14 protein-coding genes are annotated in these 16,323 nt (G+C 57.5%); 3 read left to right on the forward strand and 11 right to left on the reverse strand.

The window, feature by feature from the left end:
- Positions 1 to 119: 119 nt before the first annotated feature.
- Together R84865_RS04280 and R84865_RS04285 are read left to right on the forward strand one after the other, a co-directional pair.
- Complete coding sequence (locus tag R84865_RS04280) at positions 120 to 860, forward strand: OmpA family protein (protein ID WP_435638923.1); 741 nt, start codon at positions 120 to 122, stop codon at positions 858 to 860.
- Between the two features lie 69 nt (positions 861 to 929).
- On the forward strand, positions 930 to 1,772 hold the full coding sequence (locus R84865_RS04285) for a 23S rRNA (adenine(2030)-N(6))-methyltransferase RlmJ (protein WP_435638924.1): 843 nt from the start codon (positions 930 to 932) through the stop codon (positions 1,770 to 1,772).
- Between the two features lie 27 nt (positions 1,773 to 1,799).
- On the opposite strand, the gene R84865_RS04290 is transcribed toward R84865_RS04285, so the two are convergent.
- The 11 genes from R84865_RS04290 to R84865_RS04340 form a co-directional block, all read right to left on the reverse strand.
- Positions 1,800 to 3,191, reverse strand: coding sequence for an MATE family efflux transporter (locus R84865_RS04290; RefSeq protein ID WP_435638925.1), 1,392 nt, complete (start codon positions 3,189 to 3,191; stop codon positions 1,800 to 1,802).
- Positions 3,188 to 4,276 (reverse strand): PLP-dependent cysteine synthase family protein, encoded by a 1,089-nt coding sequence (locus tag R84865_RS04295; protein ID WP_435638926.1) that lies wholly within the window; start codon positions 4,274 to 4,276, stop codon positions 3,188 to 3,190. The genes R84865_RS04290 and R84865_RS04295 overlap by 4 nt, the downstream gene beginning before the upstream one ends.
- A complete protein-coding gene (locus R84865_RS04300; RefSeq protein ID WP_435638927.1) occupies positions 4,273 to 5,622 on the reverse strand; it encodes a type III PLP-dependent enzyme domain-containing protein in 1,350 nt (449 codons plus the stop codon). The genes R84865_RS04295 and R84865_RS04300 overlap by 4 nt, the downstream gene beginning before the upstream one ends.
- The gene (locus R84865_RS04305; RefSeq protein ID WP_435638928.1) at positions 5,613 to 6,620 is read right to left on the reverse strand and encodes a hypothetical protein; all 1,008 of its coding nucleotides are present in this window, start codon (positions 6,618 to 6,620) and stop codon (positions 5,613 to 5,615) included. The genes R84865_RS04300 and R84865_RS04305 overlap by 10 nt, the downstream gene beginning before the upstream one ends.
- A 399-nt stretch (positions 6,621 to 7,019) precedes the next feature.
- Positions 7,020 to 8,075: an ABC transporter ATP-binding protein gene (locus R84865_RS04310; RefSeq protein WP_435638929.1), complete on the reverse strand. Its 1,056-nt coding sequence runs from the start codon at positions 8,073 to 8,075 to the stop codon at positions 7,020 to 7,022.
- Between the two features lie 63 nt (positions 8,076 to 8,138).
- Positions 8,139 to 8,984: a sn-glycerol-3-phosphate ABC transporter permease UgpE gene (gene ugpE / locus R84865_RS04315; RefSeq protein ID WP_435631987.1), complete on the reverse strand. Its 846-nt coding sequence runs from the start codon at positions 8,982 to 8,984 to the stop codon at positions 8,139 to 8,141.
- Positions 8,984 to 9,859 carry a sn-glycerol-3-phosphate ABC transporter permease UgpA gene (ugpA, locus tag R84865_RS04320; RefSeq protein ID WP_435638930.1) on the reverse strand — a complete coding sequence of 292 codons (876 nt, stop codon included), beginning with the start codon at positions 9,857 to 9,859 and terminating at the stop codon, positions 8,984 to 8,986. Before ugpA ends, ugpE begins: the two co-directional genes overlap by 1 nt.
- A gap of 18 nt (positions 9,860 to 9,877) precedes the next feature.
- Positions 9,878 to 11,218, reverse strand: coding sequence for a sn-glycerol-3-phosphate ABC transporter substrate-binding protein UgpB (gene ugpB / locus R84865_RS04325; RefSeq protein ID WP_435638931.1), 1,341 nt, complete (start codon positions 11,216 to 11,218; stop codon positions 9,878 to 9,880).
- A 347-nt stretch (positions 11,219 to 11,565) separates the two neighbouring features.
- Complete coding sequence (locus tag R84865_RS04330; protein ID WP_435638932.1) at positions 11,566 to 12,258, reverse strand: PqiC family protein; 693 nt, start codon at positions 12,256 to 12,258, stop codon at positions 11,566 to 11,568.
- Positions 12,255 to 13,910, reverse strand: coding sequence for an intermembrane transport protein PqiB (gene pqiB, locus R84865_RS04335; protein ID WP_435631991.1), 1,656 nt, complete (start codon positions 13,908 to 13,910; stop codon positions 12,255 to 12,257). Before pqiB ends, R84865_RS04330 begins: the two co-directional genes overlap by 4 nt.
- Positions 13,907 to 15,244 (reverse strand): PqiA/YebS family transporter subunit, encoded by a 1,338-nt coding sequence (locus R84865_RS04340; RefSeq protein ID WP_435638933.1) that lies wholly within the window; start codon positions 15,242 to 15,244, stop codon positions 13,907 to 13,909. The genes pqiB and R84865_RS04340 overlap by 4 nt, the downstream gene beginning before the upstream one ends.
- Positions 15,245 to 15,623: 379 nt before the next feature.
- Between R84865_RS04340 and R84865_RS04345 the strand changes: the two genes are divergently transcribed.
- Positions 15,624 to 16,292 carry an NUDIX hydrolase gene (locus tag R84865_RS04345; protein ID WP_435631993.1) on the forward strand — a complete coding sequence of 223 codons (669 nt, stop codon included), beginning with the start codon at positions 15,624 to 15,626 and terminating at the stop codon, positions 16,290 to 16,292.
- Positions 16,293 to 16,323 lie beyond the last annotated feature (31 nt).

Consider the following 16,323-nt stretch of genomic DNA (forward strand, 5'->3'; position numbering starts at 1 on the left):
GCACACGCATTTCTTGCTTGGGCTATGGTGGTAGTGGAATGGCGCGTTCCGCTCGTCAACTTTCCAGCGCACGCCTAGCGGGCATCGGGCATTAACGTCATAATTGCCGAAAGTATTCGATGACAGTCGATAAGGATGTCGAGATGAACAAGGTAGGGTTAATACAGCGCGGTCTCGCAGTCACCTTTGCGCTAATGCTGAGCGCAGTAACGGGTCAGGCCGCAGTAGCGGCCAACGCCAATGGCGAAAACAGCCAAGGCTCGGCGGCGCAGGGCGCTCGGCAGCTCGATCATCAGGCGAGCCAACTGCGCCAAGGCGTATCCGGTAGCGGTGCTCAGGTGATTCGCACAGCGACGACCGTACGCTTGGAGCTTCCCAACGCGCTGCTGTTTGGCAATGACTCCAGCACGCTGTCTGATGGCGTTAAGCCAGTGCTGGGCAAGGTCGCCTCGGCACTGAGCGACTTCCCTGATACGCAGGTACTGGTCACGGGCTATACCGATAACACCGGTAGTGCCAAATACAATCGTCAGTTGTCTCAGCTGCGTGCGCAGGCGGTCGCCAATTATCTGACCGAAGGCGGTATTCCTTACAAACGGCTGCATATTGAAGGCAAGGGCGCGACCAACTTCGTTGCTTCCAACGCTACCCGCCAGGATCGCGAGAAAAACCGTCGCGTTACCATTACGCTGGTGCCACCACAGTACCGCGATCAGGTGATCCAGGGGCAAATCTCGGCAGAGCAGTATGTGCCGGGTCAGGGTGATCCCGACGCGCAGCGCGATCCCTCCGGCCAGCAGCTTCCTGATCAGGCGGTCCCCGGTCAGTCGCTGCCTTCGCAGGATATTCCTGGGCAATAATCACACCGGCGCGTTAAATGAGCGTGCCGTTTCAGGCCAATGGCGCGCGGCGCCCGTATGAGATGCTGAATGCTTGCTTACCAACATGCCTATCATGCGGGCAATATCGCTGACGTACATAAACACCTGACGCTGTTTGCGTTGGCACAGCGACTGCGGGAAAAAACGTCGGCCATCACTTGGGTAGATACCCACGCGGGGCGCGGTATTTATCCGCTGGATAGCGCGGAAACCCAGCGCGGCGGCGAATTTCTGGACGGTATCCAGCCGCTGTGGCAGCGCCGCGAGAGTTTTCCACAGCCGTCACTTGTCCACAGCTGGTTGCAGCAGCTCGCTGCTCTCAATCCCGACGAACATCTGCACTGCTATGCGGGATCGCCATGGTGGCTGGCGCGGGCGATGCGCAGCGGTGACCATCTGGAGCTCTACGAGCTGCACCCCGGCGAGCATCGGCACCTTCAGCAGTTCGATCAGCAACTGCCGGTAGGTGCGCGTCGTCACTTTGGCGACGGCCCCACCACGCTACTCAAGCATTTACCGGTGGCAACGCCGCGCTTGTGCGTGCTGATCGATCCTTCCTATGAAGTGAAGAGCGATTATCTGGCCGTTGCAGAGACGCTTTCGCGTATTGCGGAAAAGGTGCGCCATGCAGTAGTGGCGATCTGGTATCCCCTGCTGGCAGCGCAGCGTCACCTTGAGCTTCTTAAGGCGGTGCGCGAAAGCGGCGTGCGCAAGGTGCTGCGCAGCGAAGTGATTTATGCCGACACCGCACAAACTCGTGGCATGTACGGTTCGGGCATGCTGCTACTCAACCCGCCCTGGCAGCTTGATCAGCAGCTGAGCGAGGCGGGAGAGCAACTGGCAGCGCTTTACGCGGGGCGTTCGACGGTGGAATGGTGGGTTGCCGAATAGTCGGTAAAGCGCCATGACAGAGCGCGGTTATTCAGGTTGGGCAAGGCCATGATGCTGCGCAGTGGCGTGGTGGAAGCGCCGCCACAGCAGCACGCTAGTGGTCGCGAAACCGATGCATAGTCCGCCCCACACACCGTACCCCTGCCAGCCAAAGCCATAGGCACACAGCAGCATGCACGGGATACCCACCACCCAGTAGCCGATCAAGGTGCTTGAAAACCCCGCTTTGGTATTGCCCAGTCCGCGCATCAGGCCAATGCAGATATTCTGGCTGCCTTTCGCATACTGATGAACAATTGCAAACCACAGCAGCGTTGACGCCATCGCGTACAGCACAGGGTCGTGAGTATCGCCCATAAAGGGCCACAACACCGCGCCCGGTAGCACGATATACACCAGCGCAATAGCGGCCATGAGTGTGAAGCTAATAGCCAGGGTGTTTTGCCCGATATCGCGCACCAAATGCACATCACCCTTGCCATGCAAGCGACTGATCAGAATTGATGCGCCGTGCGACAAGCCAATATTGAGCTGATAGACAATATACGCCAGCTGGTTGACGATGTTGGATGCTGCCAGCGCCAGCGGCCCGAACGTGCCCATCAGCACTGTCGCCACCGAGGTAATGGCGGCTTCCGAGCCGTAGGTAAGCGAGATCGGTATGCCCATGCTCACGATGCGTTTGAGGGTGTCTGGACGAGCGCGCCAGATATCAAACGCCAGTAGCGGGCGTAGCGTTTTATCGCGCAGCAGCCAGCGTAGGTACACCAGCACCGTCCATAGCTGTACCAGCGTAGTGGCAATACCGATGCCGGCCAGCCCTAGCTTGGGTATTCCCAGCCAGCCAAAGATAAACACCGCATTTAGCAGCGCGTTTACGGCGATAGAGGCAATGGTGACGCCAAGCAGCGAGCCGGGTCTGCGCATGCCCACGGCAAACTGGCGCAGCACATTGAGCCACAGCATCGGAATCAGGCCAAGCGATAACGTTGCCATGATTGGTCGCGCCAACGCCGCCACCTGCGGCGACTGGCCTGCCAGTGTCAGGCCGACGCCAAGCGCTACCAATATCGCAGCGGCCACGATAGAAACGACGGTGGCCAACAGTAGCGAGCTGCGCACCAGATCGTGTATCTCTTCGATGGCCTGGCGGTCGAGCGTATCGTTGCCGCTGCGCTTCTCACCTGCGCCTGCCGCACCCGCAATCATGTTGCCGACGCCTGTCACCATTCCCACGCACATGGTGCGCAGCTGGTTATAGAGCAATAGCGCCATACCTCCCGCAGCCAGCGCTTGCACGCTAAGCAGGCCCATCATCAGCAGGTCAGTACTGGTAAGCGCTACTTGCGCAAACTGAATTCCGATAATCGGTGCCGACAAGGCCGTGATCTCTTTACAGCGAACCAGCGATATACTCACGAGGCATGCTCCGTTACCGTTGTCGCGTCGGCCGTGCCGATGCCCACCGATGCGGCCAGATCGTCCAGTTGGCGCTGAATGCGCTGATGCACCACATCGCTGAGCAAATGGCGCTCGCGCAGCCAATCATCGTCGTAGACAGTGTCGAGATATTTTTCGCCAGCATCACACGCCAGCACCACCATGGTGCTGCCCGCTTCAACGGTGGTAAATCGCTGTAGCGCGGCGTGGATAGCGGCGCCAGTAGTGCCTCCCATCAAAATACCGCTGCGCCGCGCAACCACACGGGCGGTGGAAAATGCATCGATATCATCGACCTTAAGCTGCTCATCTATCAATTCCAGCTGTACATTGGGCCCAACTTCGAAGCCGCCGGGGGCACCTGCGCCAGTTTGCCAGTAAGCACCAGCGGGCCCGCCAAATAGAATCGAACCACGTGGCTCCACGCCGATACTGGTCACGTCGCAGCGGCGCTGACGCAGTGCTGACACCGTTCCGCACAGCGTACCGCCGGTACCTACTGCGCCGACAATGTAGTCGATGCCGCTGCCCAAATCGTCAATCAACTCCTGCGCCAGCGCGCGGTAGCCGAGGTTGTTGTTTGGGTTGTGGTGCTGGTCAGGCCAGTAAGCGCCGGTATTGGCCGCAATTTCGGCGGCCATGCGACGTCGCTCGACGGTGCTGGGACCGGTGCCGCTGCCTTCTGCATAGACCAGCGTTGCTCCCAACGCCTTCATCGCCCGCAGCTTATCCTTCGATGCATGGTGATCAACGATGGCGGTGAAGTGATAACCGCGCTCGATTGCGACCATCGCCAGGCCGGTCCCGGTATTACCCGAGGTGGGCTCGACAATGTGGCCGCCCGGCTTCAGTTTGCCTTCGCGTTCAGCCGCCAGCACCATTTCGCGCGCCATGCGCACTTTGCAGGAACCGGTGGGATTGCACAGCTCCAGCTTGAGCAGCAAGCGGCTGCCAGCGCCGGTAGTGGCGAGCTGTAATAGCGGTGTGCCGCCAATCAGTTGGTGGCAGCTGGTGCAGATGGCTCGGCGGTTGGCAAGACTGGGGAGATTGGTAACCGTATTCATTGATCGAGGCTCCATAGCGTATCGCCCTCACGTTCACGAACCACGACTTTGGGCGGTAGCGGTAATTGATGAAATTCGCTTTCGTTCTTGTCCATTTGATAACCCGCGGTGTTGGGGTACAGGATCAGATCACCGTGACGAGGCGGTGCGGCGAAGGGAATCTTGCGCCAGCTCAGGACGTCGTATTCCATGCAGCTGGCTCCGCCGATGGCGGCACGGGTGGGTATCTGATCGCGCTCGGCACCGCATTGCAGCAGTAACGGATCGGGCAGGAATTCGCTGTTCTTCCATTGCTCTGACAGGCTCATGCTCAAACCGTTAACCGTCACGATGCCGTGATCGCAGTCGTGGTGGTGCTTGTAGCCCTGCACCGGAAAAACGCTCATGCCTGCGCCATCGAGCAGCGCCCTGCCGGGCTCAAGCAGCAGTCGGATACGGTGCTGATTAAGACGAGCAGCAAGAGTGGTCTGCTCGGGGCCTGGCGTCATGAGAATTTCGCGCAGCATGGCTGCCCCGGTAGGTGCCTGATAGTAGGGATAGAAGCCTGCGAACTGCTTGTCGGCATGAAACAGCTCGGGCGAGTAAGCGGCATTGAAGCGTTGCCAGTCGTTTTCCGTAACGTAGGCACACGCAAAGCCTCCGCCAATCGATAGCGTATTGGCGGTTAGCCCCAGCGCTCGAGCGGCGTCGATGGTATCGATCAGTTGGTGCGCAAGGGCGGCACGAGGCGCGACGGCGTAGCCATCCAAGTGAAACGAAAAGCCCTTCATTGCCACCAGCTCACAGGCCTCGAGACAGCGTTTTAGCGCGTGCTCCAGTTCCTGCTGATTGAGACCAAAGCGACTATTGGGTGCCTTGGGCGGTAGCACCCGCAGCAAGATATTGATGCGTTCGCCATCTGCGGCAATGCGGATGGCCCGTTCCAGCTCGTCGAGCGCATCGATAGCCACCAACGCGCCGTGACGCGCCGCCAGCCATAGCAGCCGCTCGCTTTTAGCAGCGCCAGTAATGCCAATCTGATCGCCGCGAATGCCATTGGCGAGGCTATGAACAAACTCGGGCACACTGGCGACATCGACGCAGCCCTCCATGCGCGCCACTTCGCTGAGCCAACAGCTGGCTTTGTTAGCCTTCTTGCCGTAATAAACATCGCCGTTTACTCGCTGCTCTGTCAGCACACGCTGGAAGGCGCATAGATTGCTGGCGAAGGTGGCGGGATGTACGAGGTGGAAGGGGCCGTTCACGGCGGCGTGAATCTGCCGCATCAGCGCACTATTGGCGCGCAAACGAACGGCCCAGTCGCGCTCAATGGCGGGCAGATGAGGGTGTTTCTCTGCTACTGCCATAGTGTGATCCTCTCGCCACGGCCGGCAGCGATAGCGCGGTTGGCAAGCGCGTGCCCGACCGGAATATCGGTAATTACCATGCCGCTTGAGAACGCAAAGATGCGCTGATCGTCGCTGGTTCGCCCTGCGGCCTTGCCGGCCACGATCTCGGGTAGTTCGGCATTTACCTTCGCCTCGCCGGGTTCACCATTGGATCCTTGTGCCAGCCGGTGTCCGGTAACGCCCATCTGCTGCGTATTGGTGGCCACCACGTAATCGGCCTGACGCAGCGCGCCGGCTTCGACCCCTTTGCTGGAAACCGAAATCAGCAGTCCTCCCGGCTTCATCCAGGCGGTCTGGATTTTCGGGTGTGCTGCACGGCCCGAAGCGGCTATCACGATATCCGCCTCGGCAATCGTGGCCTTCAGATCATCGACCTGCTGCAGCGTGCGATCAGGGCAGTAATAGGAGAAGGTGTCGTGCATCGCCTTGATGCCGTCGGGATGAGTGCCGAAGAAGCACGTTTCTTCGAGCTGGGGCAGCACATCGATGATATACGGCAGGGTGTGCAGCCCCTGCGCGCCAGTACCGACCATCAGCACCGAACGCGCTTTGGAATGGGCGCAATGCTTGGCAATGATGGCGGAGGTTGCCGGCGTGCGCAGGCTGCCAATGCGGTGGCCGTCCATAAGCGCGAAGGGCAGGCCGCGTGCGTCGTCATACAGGGTGAGGGTGGTGTAGTACTTCTCGGCGCTGTCGTTGCCTTGACGGTAGGAGGTTTTGAAACCTACCTGTTGCAAGGTGCCGTCATAGCCCAGCATCGAGTAAGCAACGGCGTCGCTCTCTGTTCGAGGGATGGGCATCATCAGTTTGGTAGGGCATCGAGATAGTTGCTGAGCATAGGCGAGATAAGCATCTTCAACGCGCGCAATAACTTCTGACGGCGGCAACGTAATGTCAGCAAGGTCGGAACGGCTCAAAATACGCAAGGCGGGAGTACAAAGATAAGATTTGCTCATAGACAGACCGTATTTACCGAGAATCGGGGAGGGTAAGCGGCTGCCGAGAGAAGGCAATAACGATGTTCCGGCGCGATAACCGCAGGATTAGGGCACCATCCATGGTGCTAGCGGCGTGGCGCTGGCCGCTTCTCAGGGCAACCGGTCATGTTATGACGCAATAAGCAATTATTATCATTTAAATAAGTTTAACGATTGCGGGGAAATAAAAGAGACGAAACAAGGTCATATTTTTGGGTATGGTATAACATACTGTTTTAAGGGTGGTATTCGGCGCTTCTCGACAATTTATCGATGCCCAATTTCTATTAGCGTGATAAATAAATAGCGCAGTGAATAAAGTTTCAGTTAAGCAATACAGGGTAAGGCGAGCACATCTTGCCCGCCTCGAAGGGTGGTTTATTGGCCCGAACGCGCAATACGCGCCCCGCTGGCATCAAACAAATGCAGCTGCTGCGCGGTAGTGTTCACATGAAGCAATTCGCCCTCGCTGATAGGGCGATGAGCGCCGAGCCGCACCACCCACGGCTGGTCGAAGTGCTCGCTATCGCCATACACCAGCGTTTCTGCGCCAAGTGATTCGACCATGGACACCTTAAGTGACAGCAAGGCATCGTTGGCGCTGCATTCGGTGAGATGCTCGGGGCGAATGCCCAGTTGGGTAACGGCACTCGCATGGGGTGCCAGCAGCTCGCGCCAGTGTTCAGCAAGCGTGTCGGGAAGTGCCACCACATTCATGGCAGGCGAGCCCATGAACTGTGCCACGAAGGGGGTGGCGGGTCGCTGGTATAGCTCCAGCGGAGTACCAACCTGCTCAATGCGGCCATCGCGCATGACAACCAAACGATCCGCCAGCGTCATTGCCTCGACCTGATCGTGGGTAACGTAAATGGCGGTGGTGTTTAGCTGGCGTAGCAGGCGGCGAATTTCCAGGCGCATCTGCACGCGTAGCGCCGCATCAAGGTTCGAGAGCGGCTCATCAAACAGGAAGATTTTAGGATCGCGCACAATCGCGCGCCCCATCGCCACGCGCTGGCGCTGACCGCCCGAGAGCTGGCGCGGACGCCGCTCCAGCAGTGATTCCAGCCCGAGCAGCCGTGCGGTGTCAGTAACGCGCTGAGTGCGTTTGGCCTTGTCGACACCGCGGTTCTTCAGCGCATAGGCCATGTTGTCGAACACGCTCATATGGGGATAGAGCGCATAGTTCTGAAACACCATGGCGATATCGCGTGCGGCGGGTTCCTTGTCGTTGACGCGCTGCTCATCGATATACAGCTCGCCGTCACTGATGCTTTCAAGGCCGGCAACGGTGCGGAGCAAGGTGGATTTTCCGCAGCCCGACGGGCCAACAATCACGATCAGTTCGCCAGCGTTGATGCTTAGATTGATATCACGCAGCGCGTGATTGCCATTGGGATAGCGTTTATTCAACGCATGGATGTTAACGGTTGCCATAAAGGCGCTTCCTGTCGAGTCGCAGAGGATGGTCGAAATACGGTATCAGCAGTTGGGCGAAGGTTATTTTTCGTTATCGATCAACCCCTTAACGAAAAACCGCTGCAAGGCAATAATGATCGCCACTGGCGGTAGCATCGCCAGGATGGCCAGCGCCATCACCAAATGCCATGGCACCAGCGTATCTGCGGCGTTGGTCAGCTTTTTCAGTACCACCAGCAGCGTTGCGCCATCGGCGTCAGTCGATACAAGTAGCGGCCATAGGTACTGATTCCAGCCGTACAAGAACATGATTACAAACAGCGCGGCGATGTTGGTCTTGGACAGCGGCAGCAAAATATCGCGCAGGAAGGCCCAGGGCCCGGCGCCATCTACGCGCGCTGCTTCCAGAAGCTCGGGCGGCACGGTGAGGAAAAACTGGCGAAACAGGAAGGTCGCGGTGGCACTGGCAATCAGCGGCAAGATCATGCCGGGATAGGTATTCAGCAGATGCAGATCCGAGACCACCTGAAAGGTGGGTACGATGCGCACTTCCACCGGCAGCATCAGGGTGATGAAGATCAGCGCGAAGCACACCGCCTTACCGCGGAAGTCGAAAAATACCACCGCATAAGCAGCCAGCAGCGATATTGCAATCTTGCCAAGCGATATGCCCAGTGACATTACCAGCGAGTTGGTCAGTAGCATGGTGGCGCTGGTACCGACGCTAGGAATGGGCTGAGTCAGCACCGCGATGAAGTTGTGAAATCCCTCACTGCCCCACCACAGTGGTGCGATCTCGGTATAGAGATCGGTTTGGCTATGGGTGGCTGCCATTAGTGCCATCCATACCGGAAACAGAAACAGGATAACGGCAATCATCAGCACGGCATGGCTAAACAGCGTTAGCCAAGGACGGTTGTAACGCATCAGTAGTGCACCTTGCGTTCTATATAGCGGAATTGGATAAGCGTCAAAAGCCCTACCACCAGCATCAGCATCACCGACTGCGCCGCGCTGTGGCCGAAGTCGAGCCCGACGAAGCCATCCTGAAAAATCTTGTAGATGAGCGTGCGCGTCGAGCCGCCTGGGCCGCCTTGCGTAGTGGCATCGATTGCGCCGAAGGTTTCAAAGAACGCGTAGGTGGTGTTGGTCACCAGCAGGAAAAACGCGGTGGGTGAAAGCAGTGGGAAGGTAACGCTCCAAAAGCGTCGCCATGGCCCCGCCGCATCGATGGTGGCGGCTTCCAACAGGCTTTGAGGAATGGCCTGTAAACCGGCCAGGAAGAACACCAGGTTGTAGCTCACCTGCACCCATACGCAGGCAATAATCACTAGCAGCAGCGCTTGATGACCGTTTACTCGATGATCCCAGTGAATACCCAGCCATTCGAGGGCGTGACTAATCACGCCCAGCGATGGATCGAACATGAAGTTCCACAGCACCGCAGCCACCGCAGGTGCGACTGCGTAGGGCCATATCAGCAGCGTGCGGTAAAAGCGCGCGCAGCGAATGACCCGATCGGCCTGTACCGCCAATAACAGCGCTATCCCGAGGGATAGCACGGCGACGGCTAGAGTAAACACTACGGTGATCAGCAGTGAGTTGAGGAATTCGCTGTCTTCAAGCACATCGATGAAGTTTTGCAGCCCCACAAACTCGGAACCCAGCCCGAAGGCATCCTGGGCGAACAGCGATTGGTATAGGCCTTGGACGGCCGGCCAGAAGAAAAACACCGCCACTACCGCTAGCTGGGGAGCCAGCAGTAGCCATGGCGTGATTCGATGGCGCTGAAACGTAGCCATAAAAGCAGCAGACCTGTACTAGCGTGCGGTTTTTTCGAAGCGTGCGAGCAGCACATCGCCGCGTTTTACCGCGTTATCCAGGGCTTCTTTCGGAGATTTTTCGCCGTTAAAAATGCGCTCCATCTCTTCTTCGATAATGTCGCGAATTTGCGCCATGTTGCCGAGCCGCAGACCGCGCGAGTTATCGGTGGGCTTAGTGCCGGTCAGCTGGTTGATCGCGGTATCAGTGCCTGGGTGCTTGTCGTAAAAGCCTGACGCTTTGATCAGCTTGTCAGCCTTTTGCGTGATCGGCAGGTAGCCTGAAAACTCTGACCAGTCGGCCTGCACTTTCGGTGCTGACAGATAGTGAAGGAATGCTGCGGCAGCGGCCTGCTGCTCTTTGCTCTGTCCCCCCATTACCCATAGGGAAGCCCCGCCAATAATGCTATTAAGCGGCTTTTTGCGGCCAGTCGCGGCAAGTGCGTCAGACGAATAAGGAAGCGTGTCGACTTCGAAAGTGTTGCCTTTGGCATTCTCGCGAATATCGGCAATCGACGCCGATGAGGCCGCGACCATCGCACACTGGCCACTGTAGAACTTGGTCATTGCCTGATCGGCGCGTCCGCCGTAGCTAAAGCGTCCGTCCTGCGACCATGCCTTCAATCGCTCGAACTGCTTGACCACCTGCGGGGTATTAAACGCCAAACGGGCGCTCGCCCCTTCCAAACCATTGGCTTTGGTGGCCAGCGGCAGGTCGTTACGGGCGGTGAAGTTTTCGAGCAGAATCCACGATGGCCACGTCGAGGTCATTCCGCACTTGGCGGCACCCGAGGAAACTACCTTTTTCAGCGTATCGCCTAGCTCTTCCCATGTTTCCGGGACTTTCTTCACGCCCGCCTTGTCGAGAATGGTGCGGTTGGCGTAAAGCACCGGTGTCGATGAGTTAAACGGAAACGACAGCATTTCGTTGTCGGGCGTTGAGTAATAGCCCGTAATAGCGGGTAAGTAGCTGTTGGGATCGAAGGGCTCGTTAGCGTTCTGCATCAGCGTGTGCACAGGCTCGATGGCGCCTTTGGCCGACATCATGGTGGCGGTGCCCACTTCGAAAATCTGCACGATGGAGGGCGCCTTGTGTGCTCGGAAGGCCGCGATCGCGCCTGTCATCGAGGTGGCGTAATCACCGCGATAAACGGGCTTGACGCGATATTCGCTCTGGCTGTGATTAAAATCGTCGGCCATCTGATCGACCTTGTCATTCAGAGCGCCACTCATGGAGTGCCAGAATTCGATTTGGGTGACGGCCAACACTTGAGCACTTGCCATCAAACCTACTGTCGCTAGCGCGGAGCAAAGCACGCTTTTTCGCAGAAACGCGTTCATGAAGTTCCCTTTAATGAGTCCCACAAAAGACTGCAAAAAGGGTAGAGACGCTTAATGAAGACAACGTGTCATATAGATGTCAGAGAGATGACAGGCAACACTCTTGCGTAATGGCAGCGATAGGAAATGCGGCGTGCGCCGCACCAGAGGTGGGTTTACGCAGGTGCGTCAGGAAAGAATTGGTGAATGAGAGACAGCAGATATTCCCGGTGATTAAGCAAAATTTAAGCACTGCCGGCCCGAATGGCGGTGTCGTCAGGTGCTGCTGCAGTGTTCGTACTCAAAAAAGTGCCGTGATCTCGTGATCACGGCACTTTCATAAGCTGACAGCGTTCGATACCAATACGCTACTGGCGCTCGCTGTCCGCAGGCTTCTGTAGCTGCGATTCCCCTACCAGAATGGGCTTGCTCGCTGCGGCTTTGCGCTGCGTGGCGGCGGCATGACCGTCAAGCGTTACCGCGATTTGCTGAGCAACCTGCTGCCACGCATTCCCCAGCGCAGACACTAGCGCCTCATAACCATCCTTTTTGAGCGGCACGCTGACATCGATCGGTTTGTCGAGCAGCGTATGCTGCGACGCATCGTATAGCTGATAGCGGCCCTTGATAACTGCTTTGCCGTCGTAGCGCCCCTGGAACTGCGAGAGTTTTATCGCCACCCGCTGCGCATTGCTGGTATCAGCGCCAGTGGGCAGTACCTCAGCGTAGCCAAGGCGCTGATCCAGCGAATCGCGCAGCTGAGAGGTCAGCTGCTCCGACAAATCATCGGCCCACAGGTTGAGCTGTGCTTCGCTGTATTCCACCGGACTGGTTTGGTACACGATGCCCGACCCGCTCAGATAGGAAGAGAGCGTTATCGGAGCCACGCTCAGCGGCGTGCGTGACTGCGCGGCGGTTTGCTTTTGCAGCGGCGGCTGGTTGGCACTGGGCAGGTTGTAATAGTGCATGTCTACCGCTCCGCCGCCGCATCCGCTCAGCAGCGCCAGCAGGGAAAGTGCCGCGCCGGAGCGCAGCAAGTGGGTCGCAAGAGAAGTTGTCATGGCTGAGCCTTGGGTTCTGGGTCACGGTTGCCGCTGCGATTGAAAATCAGCGAATTCGGTTTCTCACTGACGGCACGCACGGCCGGCTGCAGATTGCGTAGCAACTGCTGCAGCTGCTGAATAGTGCCTTGTAGCTCGCCATACGCCTGCGACTGCGGATTGAAGCCTTCCAGCGTGCGATTGGCCGATTCCAGCGTGCTTCTCACATCCTTCGGCATGGCTTTGGTTGCAGGATCGTTAAGCAGCTCATTAACGCTTTGCGTTGTCGCATTGAGCTGTTTCAACAGCTGGGTGGAGTTATCCAGCGTCTGATTAACGCCGTTCACCGTGCCCTGCATATCCAGCGAGTTCACCTTGTCGAGCAGGCTGGATACCTTGCCGGTAATTTGGGTGTAGCCACTTTGCATGCTCGGCAATACCTGCACGCCTTCAAACTCTTTCTGCGTCGCTTTGGTTTTCGCCGCGCTTTCGTCGTCGACAAAGCTAAGATCAACATACAGCGCGCCGGTAACGATGTTGGCAGTTGCCAGCGATGCGCGCATGCCGTGATCGGCCCAATCGCTGAGCATTTTCTTCCACTCGTGCAGATCCTTTTTGGTAACCACTGGCTGCAGTCGCTGTGGCTCAATGCGAATCAGCACCGGAATGCGGAAGCCATTGATGTGGTTGGTCGCCAGACGATTGATGCGCCACGGCATTTCGACCACGGTACCGATGCGTACGCCGCGGTATTCCACCGGCGCTCCCACCGACAGTCCACGAATGGAATCGTCGAGAAGTACGACAAACTGCATATATTGGTTGAAGCTGCCCTGTTCGGCCAGTTCCTGAGTTGGGAACAGCTCGAAATGGGTGCCGTCCTCGACAGTCGAACCAGGATCTACGCCATGATTGACGTCGAAGGTCACGCCACCGCTGAGCAGTGTTTCCAGCGAGCCCATTTGCATGTTGAAGCCATCGGCTGAAATATCGAAGTTGATCCCGGAGGTGACCCAGAAGTGCGTATTGGTCGTTACCATGCTGGCGTAACGTTTAAAGATGTAGAGATCGTAGTGCACCATGCGCTCGTCGGGATCGAAGCGCGAGGCCTCTACGCGACCAACGGTATAGCCCTGGAAGACAACGGGATCGCCCACCGATAGCGCGTTGCCGTTTTTACTGTCGAGGTGGATACGAAGTCCATCGGCATCAGAAGGCGCCACGGGAGGCTGATCAAGCATGCTGAACGAGGTAATGCCGCCGTCTCCGTTGGTATCGGGCTGCATTTCGATATAGGCGCCTGAAAGCACCGTGTTCAGGCCGCTAATGCCATCTCTGCCAATGCGTGGTTTCACCACCCAGAATTTGGTCTCATCGCCCAGCAAGCGTTCGGCGTCGCGATCCATGCGCGCTTCGATAACGGCATGGCTAGCATCATCCGAGAGATCAACCGACTGCACTTCCCCGACATTCACGCTGCGCGCACGAATTTTGGTGCCGGCTTGAATGCCATCGGCGTTTTGAACGGTCATGGTGACCATTGGTCCGCGTTCGCTGAAGCTGTGTACGACCATCCATAAACCGATCAGTAGTGCGATTAACGGCACAAACCATACCGGAGAAACATAGTCGCTCAACCTTCTGATGCGCGACTTTTGAGCATTTTCACTCATTGAGAGAAATCCTGTCCTAAAGCGGATTGGGAGACCATGGCGTCATCTTTATCGGGAGCGCTATCGTCGGCCTTGTGCTCCAACGCGTCCCATAGCAAGCGTGGATCGAACTGCATTTCAGCAATCATGGTGATAATGACCACCAATGCGAAGGCGATAATCCCCTTGCCGGGCACGATCTGCATGATTTGGCCCAACTGCACCATGGTGGTCAGTACGGTAACGACAAACACGTCGATCATCGACCAGCGACCAATAAATTCGACGATACGGTAAAGCTTCATACGTGCGCGCATCCGCGAGGGATACGGCTGTTGGGTTTTGCGGCATAGCCACAGCAGGGCAATAACCTTGGCCACCGGCACCATGATACTGGCGAAGAAAATCACCAACGCGACGGGAAAATCCCCCGACGAGAGCAGTAGCAGCACACCACTGATAATGGTTTGGCCTTCGCTGCTGCCCACGCTGGTAATGGTCATTACCGGCAGTGCCATGGAGGGAATGTAAAGCAGCGCGGCAGTTACCACTAATGCCAGGGTAACCTGGATACTGCGTGGCGTACGCGCCCGTAACGCATCACCGCAGCGCTGGCAGTTGCCCCGCCCTCGCTCGTTGACCACTCCTGGTTGCCCACAAGAGCGGCAGCCAGTAACACGCTGAGCCAGGCCCGGTTCGCCCGCTCGGAGAGCGACTGGCTGAAGGGGGCCGCAATGGCGCTCAAAAAGGGCGCCATAGTCGATGCTTTGCATCGTACAGATCAATAGCAGCGCAAAAAGGCAGAAGGGAATGAACGCGAGCTCAAAACCGATGGTCGCCAGCGACATGATCTTGACCAGACTGACCAGTACGCCCACCACAAAAATATCTGACATGACCCACGGCTGCATATGCCGGAGCGATTTGGTAAGAAAGCGCCCTCCGGGTGCGGGAGTGTGGGAAATGGCCCCCAGATGCAGATAAATGACAATGCCTAGGTAGGCGAACGGCAGCACCAGCACACCGATCAGATAGCAGTAAGACAGAAATCCGTAGCCGTAGCGGTAGGGCACCAGCAGGGCATCGGGCAGCGTCATTGCTTTACTGATGCCAGAAGATTCAAACGAGATAAATGGGAAATAGAGTGACACCAGGCCCAACACAACCGCTGCCACCGCGTAGGCAAATGGCGCACTGAAGCGGCGGTGCAGATGCTTGGCCAGGGTGTGGCCGCAGCGCGGGCAGCGCGCACGTTCGCCGCGCTGCAGCTCTGGCACGCGCGACACCAGGTCACATTCGGTGCACACGTGCATGTGAAGCGCGTGTTCGCACGACGAATGAGCCTTTGTGCTCACGGCTTACCACCGCACAGCGAATGCGGCATGTTGATGCTGACACGCGTGGCTATACGCATGAAAGCAGCGCTTGCAGCGATAGCACGCCATAAAGGGTCGAGCAAAGTCATGGCCTCATAGTGACGGTGTCGTCGTTGTTTTGCATTCACGAATGTATGTTTTCTCTTGTCATTGTAAAGGGTTCGCGACGTCAATTACATCCTTGGTATCAAGGAAGCCACACAGGCGTGTTGTGATAGTGCCTTAGCCTTAAAGACTAGCTGCTTTATTGGACGTTGCCTGAATCGACGTCTACTATTTGTTAAGCCTAGTTATTGTCATTATGACTTTAAGTGGTGTGAAGTGTTATTCGTCAGCTTGAATTGAGTGGGTCCTAGCAATGACCAATCAACCCGGTATCGCCGTCTCTACGGTCATTTTCGCGCTGCGTGAGGGCGAGGGAAACAAGGGGCTTCCAGCGCTGTGGCTGCCGCTGGTACGCAGAACACGAGAGCCGTATCTGGGGGATTGGGCACTGCCCGGTGGGCCGCTGTCACTGGAGGAGAGTTTGGCTGATGCGGCGCGTCGTCACCTGGCGTCGACTGCAGGGCTGACGCCCCGCTATCTCGAACAGCTTTATGCGTTCGGTGATTTGGCGCGTTCAGGTGCCGAGCGGGTGGTGTCGATCGTTTACTGGGCATTAGTGGGAAGCGCCGAGGCCAGTGCCGCCCAGGAAGGAAACAACGTGTGCTGGTTCTCGGCGGATGAGCTGCCGACCCTCGCCTTTGACCACCAGCGGATTGTCGATTACGCGCTGTGGCGGCTGCGCAACAAGGTGGCCTATGCGCAAATTGCGCATCGGTTATTGGGCGAAACCTTCACTCTGGCGCAGCTGCGTACGGTTTACGAGGCAATTCTGCAGCGCCCGCTGGATCCGGCTAATTTCCGCCGCTATGTACTGGCACGCAAGCAGTTGGAAGACACCGGTGCCGTCCTGGAGGGAGTACCCAATCGCCCGCCCAGGCTTTACCGCTATGTAGACGCATCGCGAGAGCAGCAACCCTTTTAAATGCAGGAGCGAGAGCGGCACGCTCTAAATC

It is taken from the genome of Carnimonas bestiolae (genome assembly GCF_051251145.1).
Classification (GTDB): domain Bacteria; phylum Pseudomonadota; class Gammaproteobacteria; order Pseudomonadales; family Halomonadaceae; genus Carnimonas; species Carnimonas bestiolae.

Coding starts and splice junctions, on each gene's coding strand:
- pqiB (WP_435631991.1), bottom strand. CDS start 13,910: ATGAGTGAAAATGCTCAAAAGTCGCGCATCAGAAGGTTGAGCGACTAT.
- ugpB (WP_435638931.1), bottom strand. CDS start 11,218: ATGAACGCGTTTCTGCGAAAAAGCGTGCTTTGCTCCGCGCTAGCGACA.
- ugpA (WP_435638930.1), bottom strand. CDS start 9,859: ATGGCTACGTTTCAGCGCCATCGAATCACGCCATGGCTACTGCTGGCT.
- R84865_RS04295 (WP_435638926.1), bottom strand. CDS start 4,276: ATGAATACGGTTACCAATCTCCCCAGTCTTGCCAACCGCCGAGCCATC.
- R84865_RS04285 (WP_435638924.1), top strand. CDS start 930: ATGCTTGCTTACCAACATGCCTATCATGCGGGCAATATCGCTGACGTA.
- R84865_RS04330 (WP_435638932.1), bottom strand. CDS start 12,258: ATGACAACTTCTCTTGCGACCCACTTGCTGCGCTCCGGCGCGGCACTT.
- R84865_RS04300 (WP_435638927.1), bottom strand. CDS start 5,622: ATGGCAGTAGCAGAGAAACACCCTCATCTGCCCGCCATTGAGCGCGAC.
- R84865_RS04345 (WP_435631993.1), top strand. CDS start 15,624: ATGACCAATCAACCCGGTATCGCCGTCTCTACGGTCATTTTCGCGCTG.
- R84865_RS04310 (WP_435638929.1), bottom strand. CDS start 8,075: ATGGCAACCGTTAACATCCATGCGTTGAATAAACGCTATCCCAATGGC.
- ugpE (WP_435631987.1), bottom strand. CDS start 8,984: ATGCGTTACAACCGTCCTTGGCTAACGCTGTTTAGCCATGCCGTGCTG.
- R84865_RS04280 (WP_435638923.1), top strand. CDS start 120: ATGACAGTCGATAAGGATGTCGAGATGAACAAGGTAGGGTTAATACAG.
- R84865_RS04305 (WP_435638928.1), bottom strand. CDS start 6,620: ATGAGCAAATCTTATCTTTGTACTCCCGCCTTGCGTATTTTGAGCCGT.